Source organism: Pseudoalteromonas sp. L23, from assembly GCF_021728455.1.
Lineage (GTDB): Bacteria > Pseudomonadota > Gammaproteobacteria > Enterobacterales > Alteromonadaceae > Pseudoalteromonas.
Window position 1 is genome coordinate 114,839 of record NZ_JAKKCW010000013.1, and the last position, 16,719, is coordinate 131,557.

General features: G+C 41.8%; 14 protein-coding genes and 1 pseudogene. 9 read left to right on the forward strand and 6 right to left on the reverse strand.

Annotation, left to right across the window (positions count from 1 at the left end; all coding sequences use genetic code 11):
* Positions 1 to 5 precede the first annotated feature (5 nt).
* Entirely contained in the window at positions 6 to 3,041 is a 3,036-nt protein-coding gene (locus L3V43_RS18910; protein WP_237117154.1) for a TonB-dependent receptor, read from the reverse strand.
* Positions 3,042 to 3,377: 336 nt separating this feature from the next.
* Between L3V43_RS18910 and L3V43_RS18915 the strand changes: the two genes are divergently transcribed.
* The 3 genes from L3V43_RS18915 (at position 3,378) to L3V43_RS18925 (ending at position 7,016) form a co-directional block, all read left to right on the forward strand.
* A complete protein-coding gene (locus L3V43_RS18915) occupies positions 3,378 to 5,435 on the forward strand; it encodes a winged helix-turn-helix domain-containing protein (protein ID WP_233525259.1) in 2,058 nt (685 codons plus the stop codon).
* A gap of 68 nt (positions 5,436 to 5,503) precedes the next feature.
* Positions 5,504 to 5,977, forward strand: a complete 474-nt coding sequence (locus L3V43_RS18920; protein WP_102058276.1) for a peroxiredoxin — start codon at positions 5,504 to 5,506, stop codon at positions 5,975 to 5,977.
* 280 nt (positions 5,978 to 6,257) lie between these two features.
* Complete coding sequence (locus L3V43_RS18925; protein ID WP_102058277.1) at positions 6,258 to 7,016, forward strand: phytanoyl-CoA dioxygenase family protein; 759 nt, start codon at positions 6,258 to 6,260, stop codon at positions 7,014 to 7,016.
* Between the two features lie 47 nt (positions 7,017 to 7,063).
* On the opposite strand, the gene L3V43_RS18930 is transcribed toward L3V43_RS18925, so the two are convergent.
* The 4 genes from L3V43_RS18930 to L3V43_RS18945 all read right to left on the reverse strand — a co-directional run bounded on the left by L3V43_RS18930 (position 7,064) and on the right by L3V43_RS18945 (position 12,128).
* Positions 7,064 to 7,471, reverse strand: coding sequence for a hypothetical protein (locus L3V43_RS18930; protein ID WP_157782766.1), 408 nt, complete (start codon positions 7,469 to 7,471; stop codon positions 7,064 to 7,066).
* 12 nt (positions 7,472 to 7,483) lie between these two features.
* Positions 7,484 to 7,900, reverse strand: coding sequence for a hypothetical protein (locus L3V43_RS18935; protein WP_010603900.1), 417 nt, complete (start codon positions 7,898 to 7,900; stop codon positions 7,484 to 7,486).
* Positions 7,901 to 8,780: 880 nt separating this feature from the next.
* Positions 8,781 to 9,221, reverse strand: coding sequence for a GNAT family N-acetyltransferase (locus tag L3V43_RS18940; protein ID WP_102058278.1), 441 nt, complete (start codon positions 9,219 to 9,221; stop codon positions 8,781 to 8,783).
* 162 nt (positions 9,222 to 9,383) lie between these two features.
* Positions 9,384 to 12,128, reverse strand: a complete 2,745-nt coding sequence (locus tag L3V43_RS18945) for a methyl-accepting chemotaxis protein (protein ID WP_237117153.1) — start codon at positions 12,126 to 12,128, stop codon at positions 9,384 to 9,386.
* 197 nt (positions 12,129 to 12,325) lie between these two features.
* On the opposite strand from L3V43_RS18945, the gene L3V43_RS18950 reads away from it, so the two are divergent.
* Entirely contained in the window at positions 12,326 to 13,051 is a 726-nt protein-coding gene (locus tag L3V43_RS18950) for a YebC/PmpR family DNA-binding transcriptional regulator (RefSeq protein ID WP_010375669.1), read from the forward strand.
* Positions 13,052 to 13,121: 70 nt separating this feature from the next.
* Here the strand turns inward: L3V43_RS18950 and L3V43_RS18955 are convergent, their stop codons facing one another.
* Positions 13,122 to 13,934 carry a hypothetical protein gene (locus L3V43_RS18955; protein WP_237123940.1) on the reverse strand — a complete coding sequence of 271 codons (813 nt, stop codon included), beginning with the start codon at positions 13,932 to 13,934 and terminating at the stop codon, positions 13,122 to 13,124.
* A gap of 179 nt (positions 13,935 to 14,113) precedes the next feature.
* Between L3V43_RS18955 and L3V43_RS18960 the strand changes: the two genes are divergently transcribed.
* The 5 genes and pseudogenes from L3V43_RS18960 to L3V43_RS18980 all read left to right on the forward strand — a co-directional run.
* Positions 14,114 to 15,040 carry a hypothetical protein gene (locus L3V43_RS18960; protein ID WP_102058280.1) on the forward strand — a complete coding sequence of 309 codons (927 nt, stop codon included), beginning with the start codon at positions 14,114 to 14,116 and terminating at the stop codon, positions 15,038 to 15,040.
* 18 nt (positions 15,041 to 15,058) lie between these two features.
* A complete protein-coding gene (locus tag L3V43_RS18965; protein WP_237117151.1) occupies positions 15,059 to 15,430 on the forward strand; it encodes an SH3 domain-containing protein in 372 nt (123 codons plus the stop codon).
* A 573-nt stretch (positions 15,431 to 16,003) separates the two neighbouring features.
* A complete protein-coding gene (locus L3V43_RS18970) occupies positions 16,004 to 16,225 on the forward strand; it encodes a calmodulin (RefSeq protein WP_010375679.1) in 222 nt (73 codons plus the stop codon).
* A gap of 59 nt (positions 16,226 to 16,284) precedes the next feature.
* Positions 16,285 to 16,506 (forward strand): EF-hand domain-containing protein, encoded by a 222-nt coding sequence (locus L3V43_RS18975; RefSeq protein WP_010603892.1) that lies wholly within the window; start codon positions 16,285 to 16,287, stop codon positions 16,504 to 16,506.
* 73 nt (positions 16,507 to 16,579) lie between these two features.
* Positions 16,580 to 16,719 (forward strand): annotated as a pseudogene (locus tag L3V43_RS18980) (EF-hand domain-containing protein); the annotation flags it as partial.

Genomic DNA, 16,719 nt, shown 5'->3' on the forward strand with positions numbered 1-16,719 from the left:
GAAGTCTAAAACTGGTATTTTGCTCCAATAAACGCAAAACGGCCAACACCTGAGCCATAGGCGCTATCAAAATTACCTGTACCGCCGACGATGAACGGACCTTTTTCGTCGAACAGGTTATTCACACCACCATAAACAGAGAGAGTGCGGTTATCGCCTAGCTCCATGCTGTAGTTTACCGTTAAGCTATGAGTCGTTACTGATGGCAGTGCACCTTGCCATAGGGGCTCTGGATTGGCTATACAGGTTGTTTCACCTGTTGCACAGCGTTCATTATTCTTCTCGATAGCAGCTTGCCAGTCTTCATATCTCGAACGGCTGGCTTCCACTGCACCTTTATATTTTGTGCTAAAGCGTACACGCCAGTCATTCTTATACCAAGTTAGTGAAATAGCGCCTTTGTCTTCAAAGATATCGGTGCTGAGGTAGCCTTCATAAAGGTCTTCGTATTGTCCATCAGGACCCGTACTGGTGATTGAGTATTCGATAACATGTGTCCAGTCTGCTTTCACCTTAAAGCTACCGTAGTCGCTAGCGTCATACACATATTCGAGTGCGATGTCGTAACCTTTGGTGCGGATCTCATCGGTATTAATGACACGTTGATTAACTTCATAAATCTGGCCTTCTTCATCGCGTTTAACATCACGACAAAACTCGTTACCGTCACCGAATTCCATTGATGATGCATAACAGAACTTAATGATGTCTTCGTTAGCAAGTGAGCTTACCGCATCATCAATTTGAATGTCGTAGTAATCTAGCGCAATTCTAAAATCCGGTGCAAAGGAAGGCGCTAAAGATAAGCCAATGGTGATAGTATCTGCGGTTTCCTCAAACAGCTCGCTATTTCCTGAATTAGGTGAGTAGCCGTTATTTTCGTCTTCAAAAGTACCTTCAGCGGCGATAGCGGCTTGTATTCCCGCATCTTTACGGCAGTTGTCGTGGCCTGCATCTGTTGACGTCGCGGTAACACCATCACAGATATCATCAAAGCTATCATAGTCTCCACGAGGTGGTGACATTAGCTCTGTTATTGTTGGAGCTCTCATTGCTCGAGCCCAATTAGCACGAATAGAGTAGCCTTCGATTGGTTCGTAAATGAAACCTGCTTTGTAGCTTTGGATTAATCCTGTGTTTGCCCAGCTGTAATCTGCGATACGTGCAGAAACCTCGGCGCTAAGTGACTTGGCCATCGGTGCGTCTTTTAATAGTGGCAGTGACAACTCACCGAAGATTTCACGAACACTCACATCGCCTTCAAATGTAGGAACATAGTTAAATGTTACGCCACCATTTGGCACGTTAGTCGATACGCTCTGCGTGTCTTTTCGATATTCAAAGCCAAATGCCGAGCCAACGGAGCCCGCTGGAAGTTCAAATAAATCACCAGTAATAAAGCCAGAAATAGTCACTTGGTCTATATCAGTCGTAATAGCGGGATTAGCGCGAATATAATCCGCCGCTTCAGGTGTGATCGAGCCTTCGCCGAAAAGGTTGATTGGTACACAGCCTTGGCTACGTGCTTGCTCATCTTTACACTGAACCGTACCATCATCAAGGCGTTCAGCATTTAGCGCTTGTTTGACTCGTGCAACGTAAATTTCGTTACTGCGGGTTTGCTCTTGCTTAAATTTGCCGTAGCCAACAGAAACGTCCCACTCCCAGTCATTCCAAATATAACCACGTAACCCACCCCAAGATCTGATAGTTGTTCTCTCATTACTAGTGATTATATTTCCCACTTCGGTGAATAGCCGATCCCACTTCACGCCTTTGGAGCTAGCCTCTGCACGAATTGCTTCTGGCATATAGGGGTTATCATACGGAATCCGACCCATACAGTCTGAGCCAAATTGACCGCTATTTGGATCATAGGTAACAATCGCATCACATTCATCCTCGCTTTCAGGCGACTTTACGTTGCGCGAGGTATTTCGGCTGTATTGCATTTGAAAGTAAGCTTCAATACCTGAGTCAAACTCATACTCTGTTTTTACTGCCGCAGAGAGGTCTTTGTCCGGTACTCTCAACATAGTGAACTGGTTGATGTGGATACCATGGAGTTCTTCTTGCCAATCGTCGCGTAAGGTTGTGCCATCATACCAAAAACCTGAGTTTGGCTTAGTGCTACTTGACTCATCAAATACACCACCAGGGATAGAGTCGCTCAAACTAGTCCATTGTGATTTATCAATATCTTTCATGCAACGGTAAGCGCTTTTGGTATCTGGATCGTAGTTTGCTGTGAGCATTACATTGCACATACGATCATCATCATAATCCCAGCTATCTTGTTGCTGAGCACGTTTCCTGTCCCAGTAGCTCAATCCTTTTTCTTCGTCGTATGAGGTACTAATGAAAAGGTAGCCTCTGCCATCATGGTAAGTTGTGCCGTAGTCCGCACTTATTGTGTATTCCTGAGCGCCACCTTCGGTACTTTCACCGCCTCGGGCACTAAATGTTGCCCCTTCCTGGTCTTGTTGAGTAATAATATTAACGACACCTGCAATGGCATCGGAGCCATACGCTGCAGAAGCGCCTCCAGTGATAATTTCAACTCGCTCAACCATACCTTTAGGGATGGTTGATAGGCTGACATAGTTACCCGAATAGCTGTTGGATACGACTCTTCTTCCGTCGATCAAAGTGAGTGTTCGGCTAACACCCAATTCGCGCAAGTCGATAGTTGAAAGTCCGGTATTTTGCACACTGCTTTGCGAGTTACCATTACCGGTCCCCTCACTCACTTGGGGCATTTCTTCAAAAAGAATATCTGAAAGCGAACCTAAACCTGCATCATTTAGCGACTCGGCTCCCATTGTGGCGATAGGGGTTGACACTGAAAAGCTATCACGTTTGATGCGGGAACCGGTGACGACGATCTTTTCTAGTGATTTATCTTCATTTTGTGCTTTAACTACCGCATTATTTTGTTCAACTTGCTGACGGTCGATTTGTTGCTCTTCGGCAGTTGCCATATTGCTGCAGGCGAGCGCGATAGATAGGGCGAGTAATTTAATATTATTGTTAGGTGACACGGGAGTCCCTCTTTTTTAATTTCTGATTGTTGTTTATTTTTGGGGCTTGAAGAAAGAAGTACGTATCTTATTGTGCTGATTAAACTACAAAAAACTACGGCTTCTCATTTTACCCATTGTGACTATCGCTAATGTTCACGCAATAAATTCGACATCTATTCTTTGACGTTTTTATCTCTATTTAATATCTATTGAAAAATAAGTATTAAATTCAATTGTTTATATTGTTTTTTTAGGGTGGGAGTGAATTTCTATCATGATGTTTATCGCGTTAATTTTGTCTTTTGGTCGCTAATTTAGGTATGATTTACATCGTGTTTACTCATGGTTGGAAAAATGCAGCACAGCGCGACTTATCAGTTACTACATGTCAATATTGATCCGGTTGGACATATACTATCCAGTAAAGGACAGGTATGTTGCGTGCAACCAAAATTTATTGAAGTGCTGACGGTACTAGCGCGTGCTTATCCGAACGTTGTTGCGAGAGAAGAAATAATAAAAGAGGTTTGGGGAGGGAATCTATTTGTTGGAGAGAAAGCACTTACCAATGCCATTTGGCATCTTCGCAAAACTTTCAAAGCACTGAGTAGCGCCAGCGAAGATGGGAGTGACAAGGAAGATTACGAAATAATAGAAACGATAAGAAAGTCTGGATATAGATTAAAGATTGAACCCATTTTTATAGAAGCCTGCGATACACCCACTAAGCAAAGCTCGACTTTATCGACGCAAGCAGTTGGTGTTGTGGCAATATTATTGATTGTATTTATTGCCTTTCTTTATTTTCAAGTTTTCCAGCCTAAGCAACAACTTGAAGAAGTAACAGACTTTCCAGGTCGTGAGTTATTTCCTAGCACCTCTCCGGATGAACGATACTTGGCATTTGCATGGCGTAAGTTTGGGAGCCATGCAGGGTTATATTTAAAGAACTTACTGAAACCAGAAGCCCCTCTCAAGGCGCTAACTGATGGTCCTGAAAATGCATCCGTGTCAGTATGGAGCCGAGATAATCAAACTTTATTTTATATAGAGAAACATGCAGGGAAATGTACCATCAAGTCGTTACATGTAGTGACGGGTAAAAAGTCAAAAATAGCAAACTGTGTTGCAGACATAACAACCGTTTTAACTTATTCCGCAGAGAAAAACCTCCTTGGATTTATCGCCAAGCAGCCAGCTGGTAACCCAAAAGTAACCTTATTGAATTTAAATGATAAAACAGCAACTGAGTTGGGCTGTGAGTTAGATTGTCAGGGGAGTGAGCTTGAGAGCATAGCTCTTTCACCCGACGCCAAGCGAATAGTGATTAGTCGAAACCTACCCAATGGGCTTGAGAATTTATATTTAAAAAGTCTAGAGACTGGGAAGGAAATTACTCTACTAAGCGGGCATGACGATTTACGGGGAATAAGCTGGCATCCAACTGATGATTATTTAGTTGTATCATCGATTGAACACGGTGCTCGTACGGCCTATAAACTGGCGCTCGATGGTAAAGTGTTAGGGACGCTACCATTTGATGGCCTAAGTTACCCAAGCTTTAGTCGTTCTGGATATTTGTATTTTCATGATTGGAATATTAATACCTCCATTATGAAGCTTGACCTTAATGCGCAAGTTGCCAGTTCACCCTTTCCACTATTACAGTCACAAACTAGTTTTCGTTATCCCAGTTACTCATCGGTATCGGAGCGTTTACTTTTCGTGTCCAATCAATCAGGATTTGATGAAATCTGGGTTTCTAATTTGGAAGGTGATCAACGAAAACAGCTGACTGCGCTTGGGCTACAGGCAATGCATCCTGCTTGGTCCCCGGATGGTACTAAAGCGATTTTCACGACAAAGTCACATAAAGGAAGTCAACTTCAACTTTTGGACATGGTTACTCAACAAGTGACACGGTTAGAAACAGGGCTTAAATATCACGGTAAACCCAGTTGGTCTCAAGATGGCAGCTCAATTTATATTTCTGATGGTAATAATGTATTTCGCGTTTTTGTTGATTCAAAAAGCGAACCAGTGAAGTTAACGGCGGGCACCACCGTAGTTGAACATAATGGGGTGTTGTATGTATATAAAAGCGAACCGCAAGAAATGTGGCGTATGGAGATTACAACTGGAGACAAAACGCTTTTATTTAAAAATGCACATTTGGCCTCAAGTGCAAGTTGGTCTGTTTCTGATTCAGGGCTCTATTATTTGTATGTTCAGCGTGGTGATTTTCGTATTAGCTATTTTGACTTTGCCAATAATGCGCACAAAGATATTATCCGAGTTCCAGAGCGCAGCTTTAGCCGAAGTCGCGGTCTTACATACATAGCAGAAAAACAATGGCTGCTATTTACCGGTTATGAAATCCCGCAAGTGGATATAAAACGAATCCAAATGTAGCACTAATAGTGACTTTTGGCTAAGTAATAAAATATAGGCATTTAGCCCTAATTTTAAGGACGTAAACAATGATTGAAGTTGGAAAAAAATTACCACATGCAGAGCTGAGCGAGCTCACCTCTGACGGTATGATTCATCATGAAGTAACGACACTTTTTTCAGGTAAGAAAGTTGTACTTTTCGCAGTTCCTGGTGCCTTTACACCAACTTGCTCAGCATCTCATTTACCTGGTTTTGTCGTGAATGCAGATAAGTTTGTTGAAAAAGGTGTTGATATTATCGCATGTATATCAGTAAACGATGCCTTCGTAATGAAAGCTTGGGGTGATGCACAAAATGCAGAAGCAATTATGATGCTTGGAGACGGCGATGCAAGCTTTACCAAGGCGTTGGGGCTCGAAATGGATACCGCAGCATTTGGCGGTGTGCGTTCGCAGCGTTACGCTATGATTATTGAAGATGGTGTTGTGACAAAGCTCAATGTAGAACAACCTAAGCAATTTGAAGTAAGTAAGGCTGAAGTCATTTTAGACGCGCTGTGATTGCAAAATTTAAAAGCTAGAGTCAAACAGCGAAGCAATCAGCCTGCAATCCGTAAATGATGCTTTAAAACTATATGCTCTAAGGTTGAAGCCAATTGTTTCATGACTCTTGCAACAACATTACCTTGTTTATATCACCAGATAAACCCCATGATATATGATGTTGGTAATCCAAACCTCAGGTTAAACACGCTCCATAAATGGAAGAGTACGATATGAGGCAAAATGAAATTGGTTTAGTTATCGGAGAGTTTTCTGCAATGTCAGAGGTCGATAAGTGATGGGAAAGTCGGTTCATAATTTTGATGAGTGTGGTTACGTTCTAAAACCCAAGTTTATATCCTCCACTGAGCTTAATAAGATAAAGCAGGTTGTTTTAGCATTCCATCGAGCCTGGCAGAATGATAATAGTGACTTTTATCAAAATAAGGCAGTCAATTCTGCTTATCTTACCGCACCAAAGTATCTAGACGAACAGCAAAGGCTTGTCCTTTTTAAATTTATTGCCTCTGCTTCACTCTTTAAGCTCGCGTCAACGATATTCACGCGTGAGTTTGGGTTTATGAATACTCAACTATTCTTTAATCCCGTGAATGCAAGCCAACTAAATTATTGGCATCGAGATCCTCAATATCATTTAACCATTGAGGAGCAAAAACAAGCATTGTTGTTGGGGCCTGAAGTTGTTCATTTTCGGTTAGCATTGGAAGATGAACCAGGAATAGAGCTGATCCCGGGTACTCATAAACGTTGGGACTTACCTCAAGAGCTAAATGTCAGGTTAGAACAGGCAGGGTATCGAAACCATAACAATCTACCTAACAGTGAGGTTATAGCGCTAAAGGCCGGAGATCTTCTTGTATTTTCAGCCAATATGATACATCGAGGTGTGTATGGAAAAAATCGTTTAGCATTGGATGTGTTGCTATGTGAGAAGCACCCAGAACTAATGACTTTTATGAGAAATGATTGCCTGCCAAATAGTATGCAGCTTGCTGAAGTAGATTACCCCAATTTATTTTCTGAGTTTGGTAAATAAAAATGAAGCTTTATATGAATGCAAAGCTTCATTTTTATCCATTGACACTATCTAGAACGATTTCCAGTTCCATACAAAGCTTGTGCGCATTCGTTAGTGTCTTTCCAAGTTCCATCTTTGTATAAAACTCGGGTTACGCAAGCTCTAGCATCTCTGAAACTACTCGAGTCTCTACCGTTATCTTTAAACTGACAGTATTGTGTTGTACCACAATCCCAAACGCCTGTAGCGGACGCACTGTAGTTCCATCTAACCTGCTCAATCGGTTTTGTCGATTGAAAACGGAAGCTTACAGTAGGCTTTGGTGACATAACATCATGAGTTACACACATATCTTGCCACTCTTGTGGGGTACTCGTAGGGCTAATTACACATTGTACACTTTCTGAGCTTGAGGCGTGGCCTGAAAAGACAGAAGTCGTGAGAAATACCAAGGCTGATATTGAAAATTTCATACGCATAACCCCTTAGAATGGATTGCTTGACTGCTTTGAGTAATGCCCATTAGCGCAATGGTTTGTATTTTCCCACGTCCCATCTTTATAAAGTACTTTTGTTACACAGGCCGAAGCATTGTAGAACAAATCGTTATTTTGTCTGCCATTATCGCGGAAGCTACAGTATGTACTGCTACCACAGTTCCAGCTCCCTGTAGCGGATGCACTATATGACCAAACCACATCTGCAACATCTTTGTCTGCGATGAATCTAAATGCAACGGAGGGACGGTCTGTGTTAGCCATCGCTGAACAGAAGTCGGGTTCAAAAAACTGTTGTGTACTAGTTCCACCGATCAGGCACTCAACGTGTGCTGCTTCAGCTTGCTGTGAGTAGGTAGTTGTAGCGAGTAAAAGTAGTGTGCTTGAAATTATCGTTTTTTTCATTTTTATATTCCTTATAATTCAAATTATTATTGGTTTGTGATGAGCTCTAGAACCTAGAACCTAAGTTATAAATCGCAGTTGCGCATTCGTTCATACTTTTCCATGTGCCATCTTTGTAAAGTACTCTGGTGACACACGCTGTTGCATCTCTCAAAGGTGAGCTGTCGAGCCCATCATCATAAAAAACACACTCAGTGCTTGGGCCACAGTCCCATCTACCAGATAATGGTGTGCTGAAACGCCACGTCACATGCTCTACAGGTTTGGATGGTTCAAATTGAAAGCTTACGTAGGGTCTCGAGGATGTTACTCTTTGGCTCCCACAAAAATCGGGTTTCATTTCCTGAGGGGTGCTAGTAGGGCTTACAGCGCACAGCACTTGATCTGCTAGTGCATTAGTCGAACAAATTGCTAATCCGAATAGAGCGGAAGTAAGTAATAACTGTTTTATCATTTTTTCTCTCCTTGTTTTTGTTTTGTTACATTTATTTTATTTTGTGTGCGATTGTCAATTTAACTTTAATTACATAAATTTGATTGGGTTGGTTTTTGTACTGAAAAGCGGGACTTTAGATTGAAAAATAGCCAGTTTAAAGATGGAGATAAATTTTATTGTGCTTCTTATTTAAATAGTAAATGATTGTAAATGGTCAAAGTTTTTTAACGATCAAGAGATGGCCTTAATGAAAGTGATTAGCTCGGGTTACTAATACTTGCCAAGCAAACAGCTTTAGTGCGTTTACTTTCAACTGCTCGTTTACTGTATGTAATGTGATTGTATCGATTTCTCTGATTTAAATATCAGTATGCTAGGCGTTTTCTAAGTGCTCTGGCTAGACAAAGATAAATTATGGGCCCGTTGCGTAGGCCCATATTTGAATTAAGCTGACGTTAGAAGTCGCATTCGTAGGATTGGGTAAGGCTTTCCCATATCGTCAGTTGGTGAGCGCTCATACACTTCAAAACCTTTAGCTTCATAAAAGCCGACGGCTTCGGGGTTTTGCTCATTGACATCAACAAACTGCACATTTTGTGTTTCAAGCGCAAAGCGAAGTAACTCAGTACCGACACCTTGTCCTCTGCTCTTATCGAGTACAAATAACATTTCGATTTTTCGGTCATGTACACCGATAAAACCGACAATATTCGAGTCGCTATTTTTTACACAGTGCAGCGTAACGTTTGGAAATGCCTGTTCAATAATAATAGGTTTAAAATAAGCGATATCCGCCTCAGTGATAAAATCATGAGTGGCTCGCACAGAGTCTTCCCAAACAGCCAGTAGTTCTTGGTGATCGCTTGGTGTAACTGGACTTATCATCATTTTTCCTTTTGTCTAATAAAACAGTCCAAATGGGTAAAGCGATAAACAAAAGGAGGACTAACCAGCGGGACGAGCATAACATACCCGATGCATGAAGGGTACAACGGGTATATTCAGATAAATTACTTGTATGTGGTTGTGTAGATAGTGCGCCCTTAACTATTCATCTAGTTGAAAAAATGCAACTTGATCGGTAAGTAGTTTGGCTTGATTTTCCATATTTCTACCTGAACGAGATGTTGTTTCAACCAGAGTAACGTTCTGCTGAGTAATATTATCCATTTGCGCGATGGTGGTGGAAACCGCAGCTATCCCTTCAGCTTGCTCTTTCCCAGCGTTATCTATGTCAGCCACCATTTTGCTCACCTCGGCAATTGATTGCATTAGCTCATCGAAAGTCGTGCCAGACTCGTATACAAGTTTGCTGCCTTGCGCCACAGCATCAACGCTATTTTTGATCAATGCTTTGATTTCACGTGCCGCTGATGCACTACGTTGAGCAAGGTTTCTTACCTCTCCGGCAACCACGGCAAATCCGCGTCCAGCCTCACCAGCCCGGGCTGCTTCAACGGAAGCATTGAGTGCTAAGAGGTTGGTTTGGAAAGCGATTTCGTCAATGACACTGATAATGTCAGAGATTTTCGTGCTGTAAGATTCGATTTTACCTACTGCTGAAATGGCATCATCAATCGATGCTTTACCTGAGTGTGCTTTTTCTCTAACAATAGTCGCTTTCTCTGCGGCATTACTTGCGCTACTCGCATTCTTTTTAACCGTAGCGGTAAGCTCTTCCATAGTGGCGGCGGTTTCTTCTAAGCTCGCTGCTTGATTTTCAATGCGGCTATTGAGTTCTTCGTTGTTATTCGCTATTTGTTTAGCCACATCAAACACTTGCTCTGCACCATTGTTTATGGTGTTAACTAAGTCGCTTAATTTATCGAATAAGCCGTTCATCGCTTGTTGCAGCACCGAGAACTCGCCACCTAAGTGGTGGGTGATCCTATGTCTTAAATCACCTTGTTCCATTGCCAAGATAGCATTTTTAATATGTTCAACCGCTTGTTTTTGTTCTGTGATATCCGTTGCATATTTAACGACTTTAAAGGGACGGCCTTGTTGATCGAGGATAGGGTTATAAGACGCTTGGATCCATACCTCTCGACCTTGTTTTGCCAATCTTAAGTATTGTCCTGAGTCGAACTCACCTCGGTTGAGCTTTTGCCAAAATTGCTGGTATTCAGAGCTAGTGGCCTGTTCGTGTGTAGCAAAAATACGGTGATGTTTACCTTTGATTTCGTCAAGTGAGTACCCCATCGTATCTAGGAATGACTCATTGGCCCATAAAATAGTACCATCCATTGCAAACTCAATGACGGCTTGTGACTTACGAATGGCTTGAAGCTGACCATCAAAATCAGCAGCAGTGGCCTTTTGCTCGGTAATGTCCGTTGCGAACTTAACGACTTTTATCGGCTTGCCTTGCTCGTCTAAAATTGGGTTGTAGGTGGCACTAATCCAGATTGCTTTGCCACCTTTGCCGAAACGGTGAAACTCTCCGGCTTCAAATTGGCCCTGTTTTAAACGCTGCCAGAATGCTTTGTATTCACTGCTTTGCGCGTAAAAGCTGTCGACGAACATGCTGTGATGCTTGCCAATGATTTCTTCTTTCTTGTAGCCCATAACAGACAGGAAGTTTTCATTTGCTTTTAAAATATTACCTTGCAAATCAAACTCGATAACAGCTTGCGAGCGATTGATGGCTTTGAGTTGTCCGGCAAAGTCGAAAGACGCCAGTTTTGCTTGAGTAATATCGGAGGCATATTTGACGATTTTGTCCAACTGGCCATTTTCGTCATAGATGGGGGTATATGTTGCTTGGATCCATAGAGTGTTTCCTGATTTGGTTAGACGTTTAAACTCACCTGATTGATGTTTACCTTGTCGTAAAGCGTGCCAAAAGTCTTGATATTCGCTGCTCTCAGCTTCTTCTTGTGCCACAAAGAGTCGATGGTGTTGACCTTGTATTTCACTTAATGTGTAGCCAACCGCATTTAAAAATAGCCTGTTTGCAGTCTTTACGTTGCCGTAAGGGTCAAACTCAATAACGGCTTGAGTTTGTTTGATGGCATCAACTTGCCCTTGAAAGTCAGCGGCTTTTGATTTTTGTGCGGTGATATCTGAGGCATATTTTACGACTTTAATAGGTCTATTGTGTTCATCAAAAATAGGGTTATAAGTGGCTTGGATCCATATCGTTTTACCTGATTTTGTTTGCCTTGCGAATTCACCTTCAAAAAATTCGCCATTATTTAAGCGTTGCCAAAATGCTTGATATTCCTCACTGGCTGCGTAGTCATCCTTAACAAACAGACTGTGATGCTTGTCTTGTATTTCTTCTAAGCTGTATCCCATAACGGACAAAAAGTTGTCATTCGCGCTCAGCACTTTACCGTGCATGTCAAACTCAATAATCGCAAAGGACGCTGATAAAGCTTGTAAATTTGCACTCATGTTGGCAATGTTGGTGAGGTAATGACCGATGTCATTCGCAATAACTAAAATTCTGCCTTCTTGAGTGCGTGACAGCTCAAGTAATAACTTCTTCGGTTTGTTGTCATTCGCTGTATTGAGAGAGAGCTCAACCTTTGCATGTGCTTGGTGCTCAAGTTTAGCGAGTCCACGCTTAAGTACGGCGGCATCGGTTGAGGTGTGACATATAAAAGCGAGTGACTTCAGCTCGTGGGTAACTGGGTATCCGAGTAAACGGTTAAAGGCCGAACTTACCTGAAAAATATCTGTTTGATAATCCACTTCTAAGTAAGGGGTTGTTGCCTTAAAGTGTTGAAATAGCGCTGTATCTTGTCCATCTTGCTTTTTTGCTTTTCCCAAGCCGAACGTAATCATATATAAGCCACCCGTAGCGGTAAATTTTAACAATATTAACTATAGTAAAGTTGCTTAGGTCCGCCACAAAATAGCCGCAAAACAAGCATATAATCGTGTGACTTAAAGCAAATTACCATCACGGATAATAAGGGTATAGCCGTAACTCAAATGTCTTGGTAAAATCTTCGCCAATTTTTATAAAAACGAGCATTAAGATGGGCAGAGCATTTGAAGTCCGCAAAAACGCCATGGCAAAAACGGCGGCGGCAAAAACAAAAGTAAACTCAAAATACGGAAAAGAGATTTACGTTGTTGCTAAAAATGGCGGCGCAGATCCTGAAACGAACTTGTCACTACGTCGTTTAATCGACAAGGCAAAGAAAGATCAAGTTCCTGCACACGTTATTGATAAAGCAATCGAAAAAGCGGCAGGCGGTGCAGGTGAAGATTACACGCCAGCGCGTTACGAGGGTTACGGTCCAGGCAACAGCATGATCATCGTTGACTGTTTAACAGACAACATGAACCGTACTATCAAAGATGTTCGCTTACCGTTTACCAAAACTGGTTCAAACTTAGGTAACCCAGGTTGTGTGGCGCATATGTTTGACCACTTTGCAATCTTAGGATTTGCAGGTGATGACGACGAGTCAGTTTTGGAAGCGCTAATGATGGCTGATGTTGATGTTACTGACGTAGAAGTTGAAGACGGCCAAGTTTCTGTTTTCGCCCCTCACACTGAATACTTCAAAGCGAAAACTGCACTGACAGAAGCGTTTGAGGGGATCACGTTTGAGGTAGACGAAATCACTTGGGTGCCGCAAACTCACGTAGAAATCGAAGATCCAGAAGCAATCGAGACATTCGAAAAGCTAATCAATATGCTTGAAGATGTGGATGACGTACAAAACGTTTACCACAATGCGATTGTCAAAAGATAAGCCGCTTATCGATATAGCGCGGCACATTGCGCAAATAGTTAAGGCCGACATCGTTCGGCCTTTTTATTGCCTATGCTTTACACCTCGCAACATTAGTTTTTATCATGGCAACAGGAAACAATAATAGTAGCGTTTGCGAGCCAATATAGATGACCCAATTAATGTGCCTTGCAATGGGAAAGTAGCCATCCCCTTGGTTTGCGAACAGCCAAAATTGACCGATAATAGCATCCGCTAGCATGGCTAGGATAAAGCCGCTGGCAACTGCGTAGTTGGTTTTTTCGTTGAGTTTAAGGTTTTGAAAAATAAGCCAAAAACCAATAACACCGAGCAAGGTCACTAATAAGCTATAACTTGCGCTCAACAGCAGGGAGTATTGGCTTATGGTGGGTAGGTACATCATTTTATAGCTAAGCGACGATAACGTAATAGACACCACAACCAACACGGTCGCGGTTGCTAATGTTAATGCAAATTCTCGTCGTAAAAATCGAATAAGCAGTCCAAGTAAAAGCCCATAGCCAAGGGCAAAAAACCAAATAGAGTCGATCAAGTAGTCATGCCTTATGGTTTGATCTTGGCGATGATAAAGCTCAAAGAAATTGAAGTTGACGATATCTCCGCAAGTACATAAGAGCAGGGCTATCCAACAGAGTTTTATGTCTTTGTGTAAAGTACTGGGACTAGCAGCCAAGCTTGTTTGGCGAACATGCCACCCTAATCGCAGCACAAGAAGTAGTGCGGCTGATGGTAAAATCCATTGAAATAAGGCTTGGTGACTTTGCCAAAGTGGGCTGCTGCCAAGCAATGACGTAACCGTTGCAATGCCAAGTAAAAGCAATGTGATAGGTTTATAGTGGACGGTTTGCAGTATATTATTCACGGTCATTCCTTGTTGGCAATCATGGCAAGCTGTTTGGGGGCTTGTTTCTGCCACCTTAAGCAAAGTGTAATAATTATCCGCGTAATTGCCTCTTGCTGTATCAATTTACAGTACAATCATTTACAGTATTTGTCTTGCAGATCTATTACATTGCTACTTTTTATAAGGGTAACTCGTTCATGTCTAATCTTAAACTCAATATAGCGCTTTCATGCTCAGTTCTTGCATTGGCTTTTTCTGGGTTTAATGTCATTCAAACCAAATTAGCAACCTCTCCTGTGGCAACGCACGTGTATCAGAGTCCTACTCAACAGCCTCACTATAATGCAACTCAGTATACGCAGGGCACTCAGATTTCAACTGACGAGTCTGAACAAATTGCTCAGTTAATGGCTCGGATCAATAAACTTGAAACGAGGTTACAGGCGTTGTCGATGGAAAAGTCAGATTTACTCTCTGAGCAGGCGCCGGATGAGTTTGAGTCTTTAATCTTCTCTTTGATAGAAAAGCGTGAACAGCAGAAAATCGACGAGATGAAAGCAGAAAACCCCATTTATGGCTTTTATGAAGACTTACCCGAAGACTACGAAATGCGGATCAAAACTGATCCTGAGTACGCAAGTCAAATCAGCAACGACTTAAAACAGAAAATTCTAAATAACAGTTTGCCGGCGGCAGAACGTTTAGCGGCAATGAGTCAGCTGCAAATGAACATGTTTATGCTAAATCGCAATGAATTAGAGCAATATGATTATCAAGCAGTAGAATCTATCCTCAATATGACGCATAACATGAGTGATGAAAAGTTGAGGCTACAGGCGCTTGAGCTCGTGTCGCGTACACCTATCGTTGATGAGCGTTTGTCACAGTCATTCGTGAAAATGCTAGAGCAAGAGCCTAATGATTACGTGAAAAGTCTCGCTGCAGAAGGGTTGATGTCACAGTACTTTCAATCAGGCGCCGATCCAAAGCAGCAGCAAAGGATCGCACAAGATTTGCTGTCTCTCTACGAAAATGCATCGGATCCTAAGGTTAAAGCCATCCTCAAAAACTTGATGGGCGATGAGCGTATGCTAGAAGAGCTAAAGCGCCAGTCTAATGGCTGACGTACATGGAGTTAAAACTTGGAAAATAAGCAGTTAGATATCGAATACGAAGTAATCAAGGAACATATCAATGAGTTTCCGACCCCCATCACGTTTAAACAAGGTGCGAGATTGACCGTTGGTGAAGAATATGAGGGCGAGGAGGGGTGGGACAATTGGTATTTCTGTGAAACTGAGGAGCAAGTGTCTGGTTGGGTACCTGCTCAAGTGCTTTGCTTAGTCAATCCCAAACAAGGTGTTGCATTAATGGACTATACCGCTCAGGAACTATCGGTAGTTCAAGGTGAACACCTGTTGGGGCATAACCAACTCAATGGTTGGGTGTGGTGCTCAAGTAAAAAGTCAGAGCTGCAAGGTTGGGTACCGTTTCGTAATCTAACACCAATCTAGCGGATGTTGCTTTTTAGCAACACTCCTCTCTTTTCTCTACTACTTTTTTAAAATACTTGTGTTTTTCGTCAGTTTTCCGCCCACGCTGTCACTTTTATAGCCATTACTTTAAGATGGGTTTTAGTTTTAATTTATTGATTTTTAAGTTGTTTTGTTTGTTTCCTGGTTTCTTAGAAACTATAAGAAAAAATTTTCGATATTTTTATAAAAATTTTTTCTGGCGGTTCTGCTCAATACCGAATGTGAATGATTGACGCATGAAACTTAACCGCTTTGAGCTGCACTTACATCCTAATTTTTTAAGGTGTTGCTTTTATGCGACAGTTTAACTTATTGAAAATAAATAAGTTTTAATTTTATCTCGACATCTCCTGTTGCTAAATGGCAACAATCTCACTGAATCCATCCTTAATGAAAATTCATCTTTGTTTTTAACTTGTTGATTTTTATATTCTTTTAAACTTTGGCATCAAAGTTGGAATAGTTATCTCGAAAGCAAAAAACATTCGCTTCAACACTAACCAACGTAGAGAAGCAGAAACGACAAGTTTAGAAATATGAGAGGAACTGATTATGAAAACTTTAGCAATCGCACTATCAGCAGCTGTACTTTCTTTCGCATCAGTAGGTGCTCACGCAAACTCTGAGTTTGATAAATACGATGTTGATGGAGATGGTTACATCTCACTAGGCGAATCAAAAGCAAATCCAAATTTGATGGCGCAGTTTAAAGACCTTGACGCCGACCAAGACGGCCAATTAAGCCAGTCTGAGTTTGATAACTTTGAAGGCTAGTCACAAGCCGACGACATAATAGCAGAGTTTAAAATATACCCCAATTTAAGGAAAAGATTATGAAAAACGTATTAGCAGCACTATCAATCGCAGGTTTATCAATGGTTTCAGCATCAGCACTAGCTGGTGGCGATTTTGAAAAATTGGATACTGATGGCAACGGTTCAATCAGTGTAGCAGAAGCAAGTGTGAGCGCTTCATTAACTGAGCAGTTTGCAGATCTAGACACTAACGCAGATGGTGAGCTAAGTAAGTCTGAATACGCAAATTACGAAGGCTAATTTAGCACTGAGTTTAACAATGGGTTAGGCCACGTGCCTGACTCAAAAAATAACACAATTGAAGGATTAGATTATGAAAAACGTACTAGCAGCACTATCTATCGCAGGTCTATCAATGGTTTCAGCATCAGCACTCGCTGGTGGCGATTTTGAAAAACTAGATACTGATGGCAACGGTTCAATCAGTGTAACTGAAGCAAGCGTAAGCACTTC

Coding starts and splice junctions, on each gene's coding strand:
- L3V43_RS18915 (WP_233525259.1), top strand. CDS start 3,378: ATGCAGCACAGCGCGACTTATCAGTTACTACATGTCAATATTGATCCG.
- L3V43_RS18920 (WP_102058276.1), top strand. CDS start 5,504: ATGATTGAAGTTGGAAAAAAATTACCACATGCAGAGCTGAGCGAGCTC.
- L3V43_RS18925 (WP_102058277.1), top strand. CDS start 6,258: ATGGGAAAGTCGGTTCATAATTTTGATGAGTGTGGTTACGTTCTAAAA.
- L3V43_RS18930 (WP_157782766.1), bottom strand. CDS start 7,471: ATGAAATTTTCAATATCAGCCTTGGTATTTCTCACGACTTCTGTCTTT.
- L3V43_RS18935 (WP_010603900.1), bottom strand. CDS start 7,900: ATGAAAAAAACGATAATTTCAAGCACACTACTTTTACTCGCTACAACT.
- L3V43_RS18940 (WP_102058278.1), bottom strand. CDS start 9,221: ATGATAAGTCCAGTTACACCAAGCGATCACCAAGAACTACTGGCTGTT.
- L3V43_RS18945 (WP_237117153.1), bottom strand. CDS start 12,128: ATGATTACGTTCGGCTTGGGAAAAGCAAAAAAGCAAGATGGACAAGAT.
- L3V43_RS18950 (WP_010375669.1), top strand. CDS start 12,326: ATGGGCAGAGCATTTGAAGTCCGCAAAAACGCCATGGCAAAAACGGCG.
- L3V43_RS18960 (WP_102058280.1), top strand. CDS start 14,114: ATGTCTAATCTTAAACTCAATATAGCGCTTTCATGCTCAGTTCTTGCA.
- L3V43_RS18970 (WP_010375679.1), top strand. CDS start 16,004: ATGAAAACTTTAGCAATCGCACTATCAGCAGCTGTACTTTCTTTCGCA.
- L3V43_RS18975 (WP_010603892.1), top strand. CDS start 16,285: ATGAAAAACGTATTAGCAGCACTATCAATCGCAGGTTTATCAATGGTT.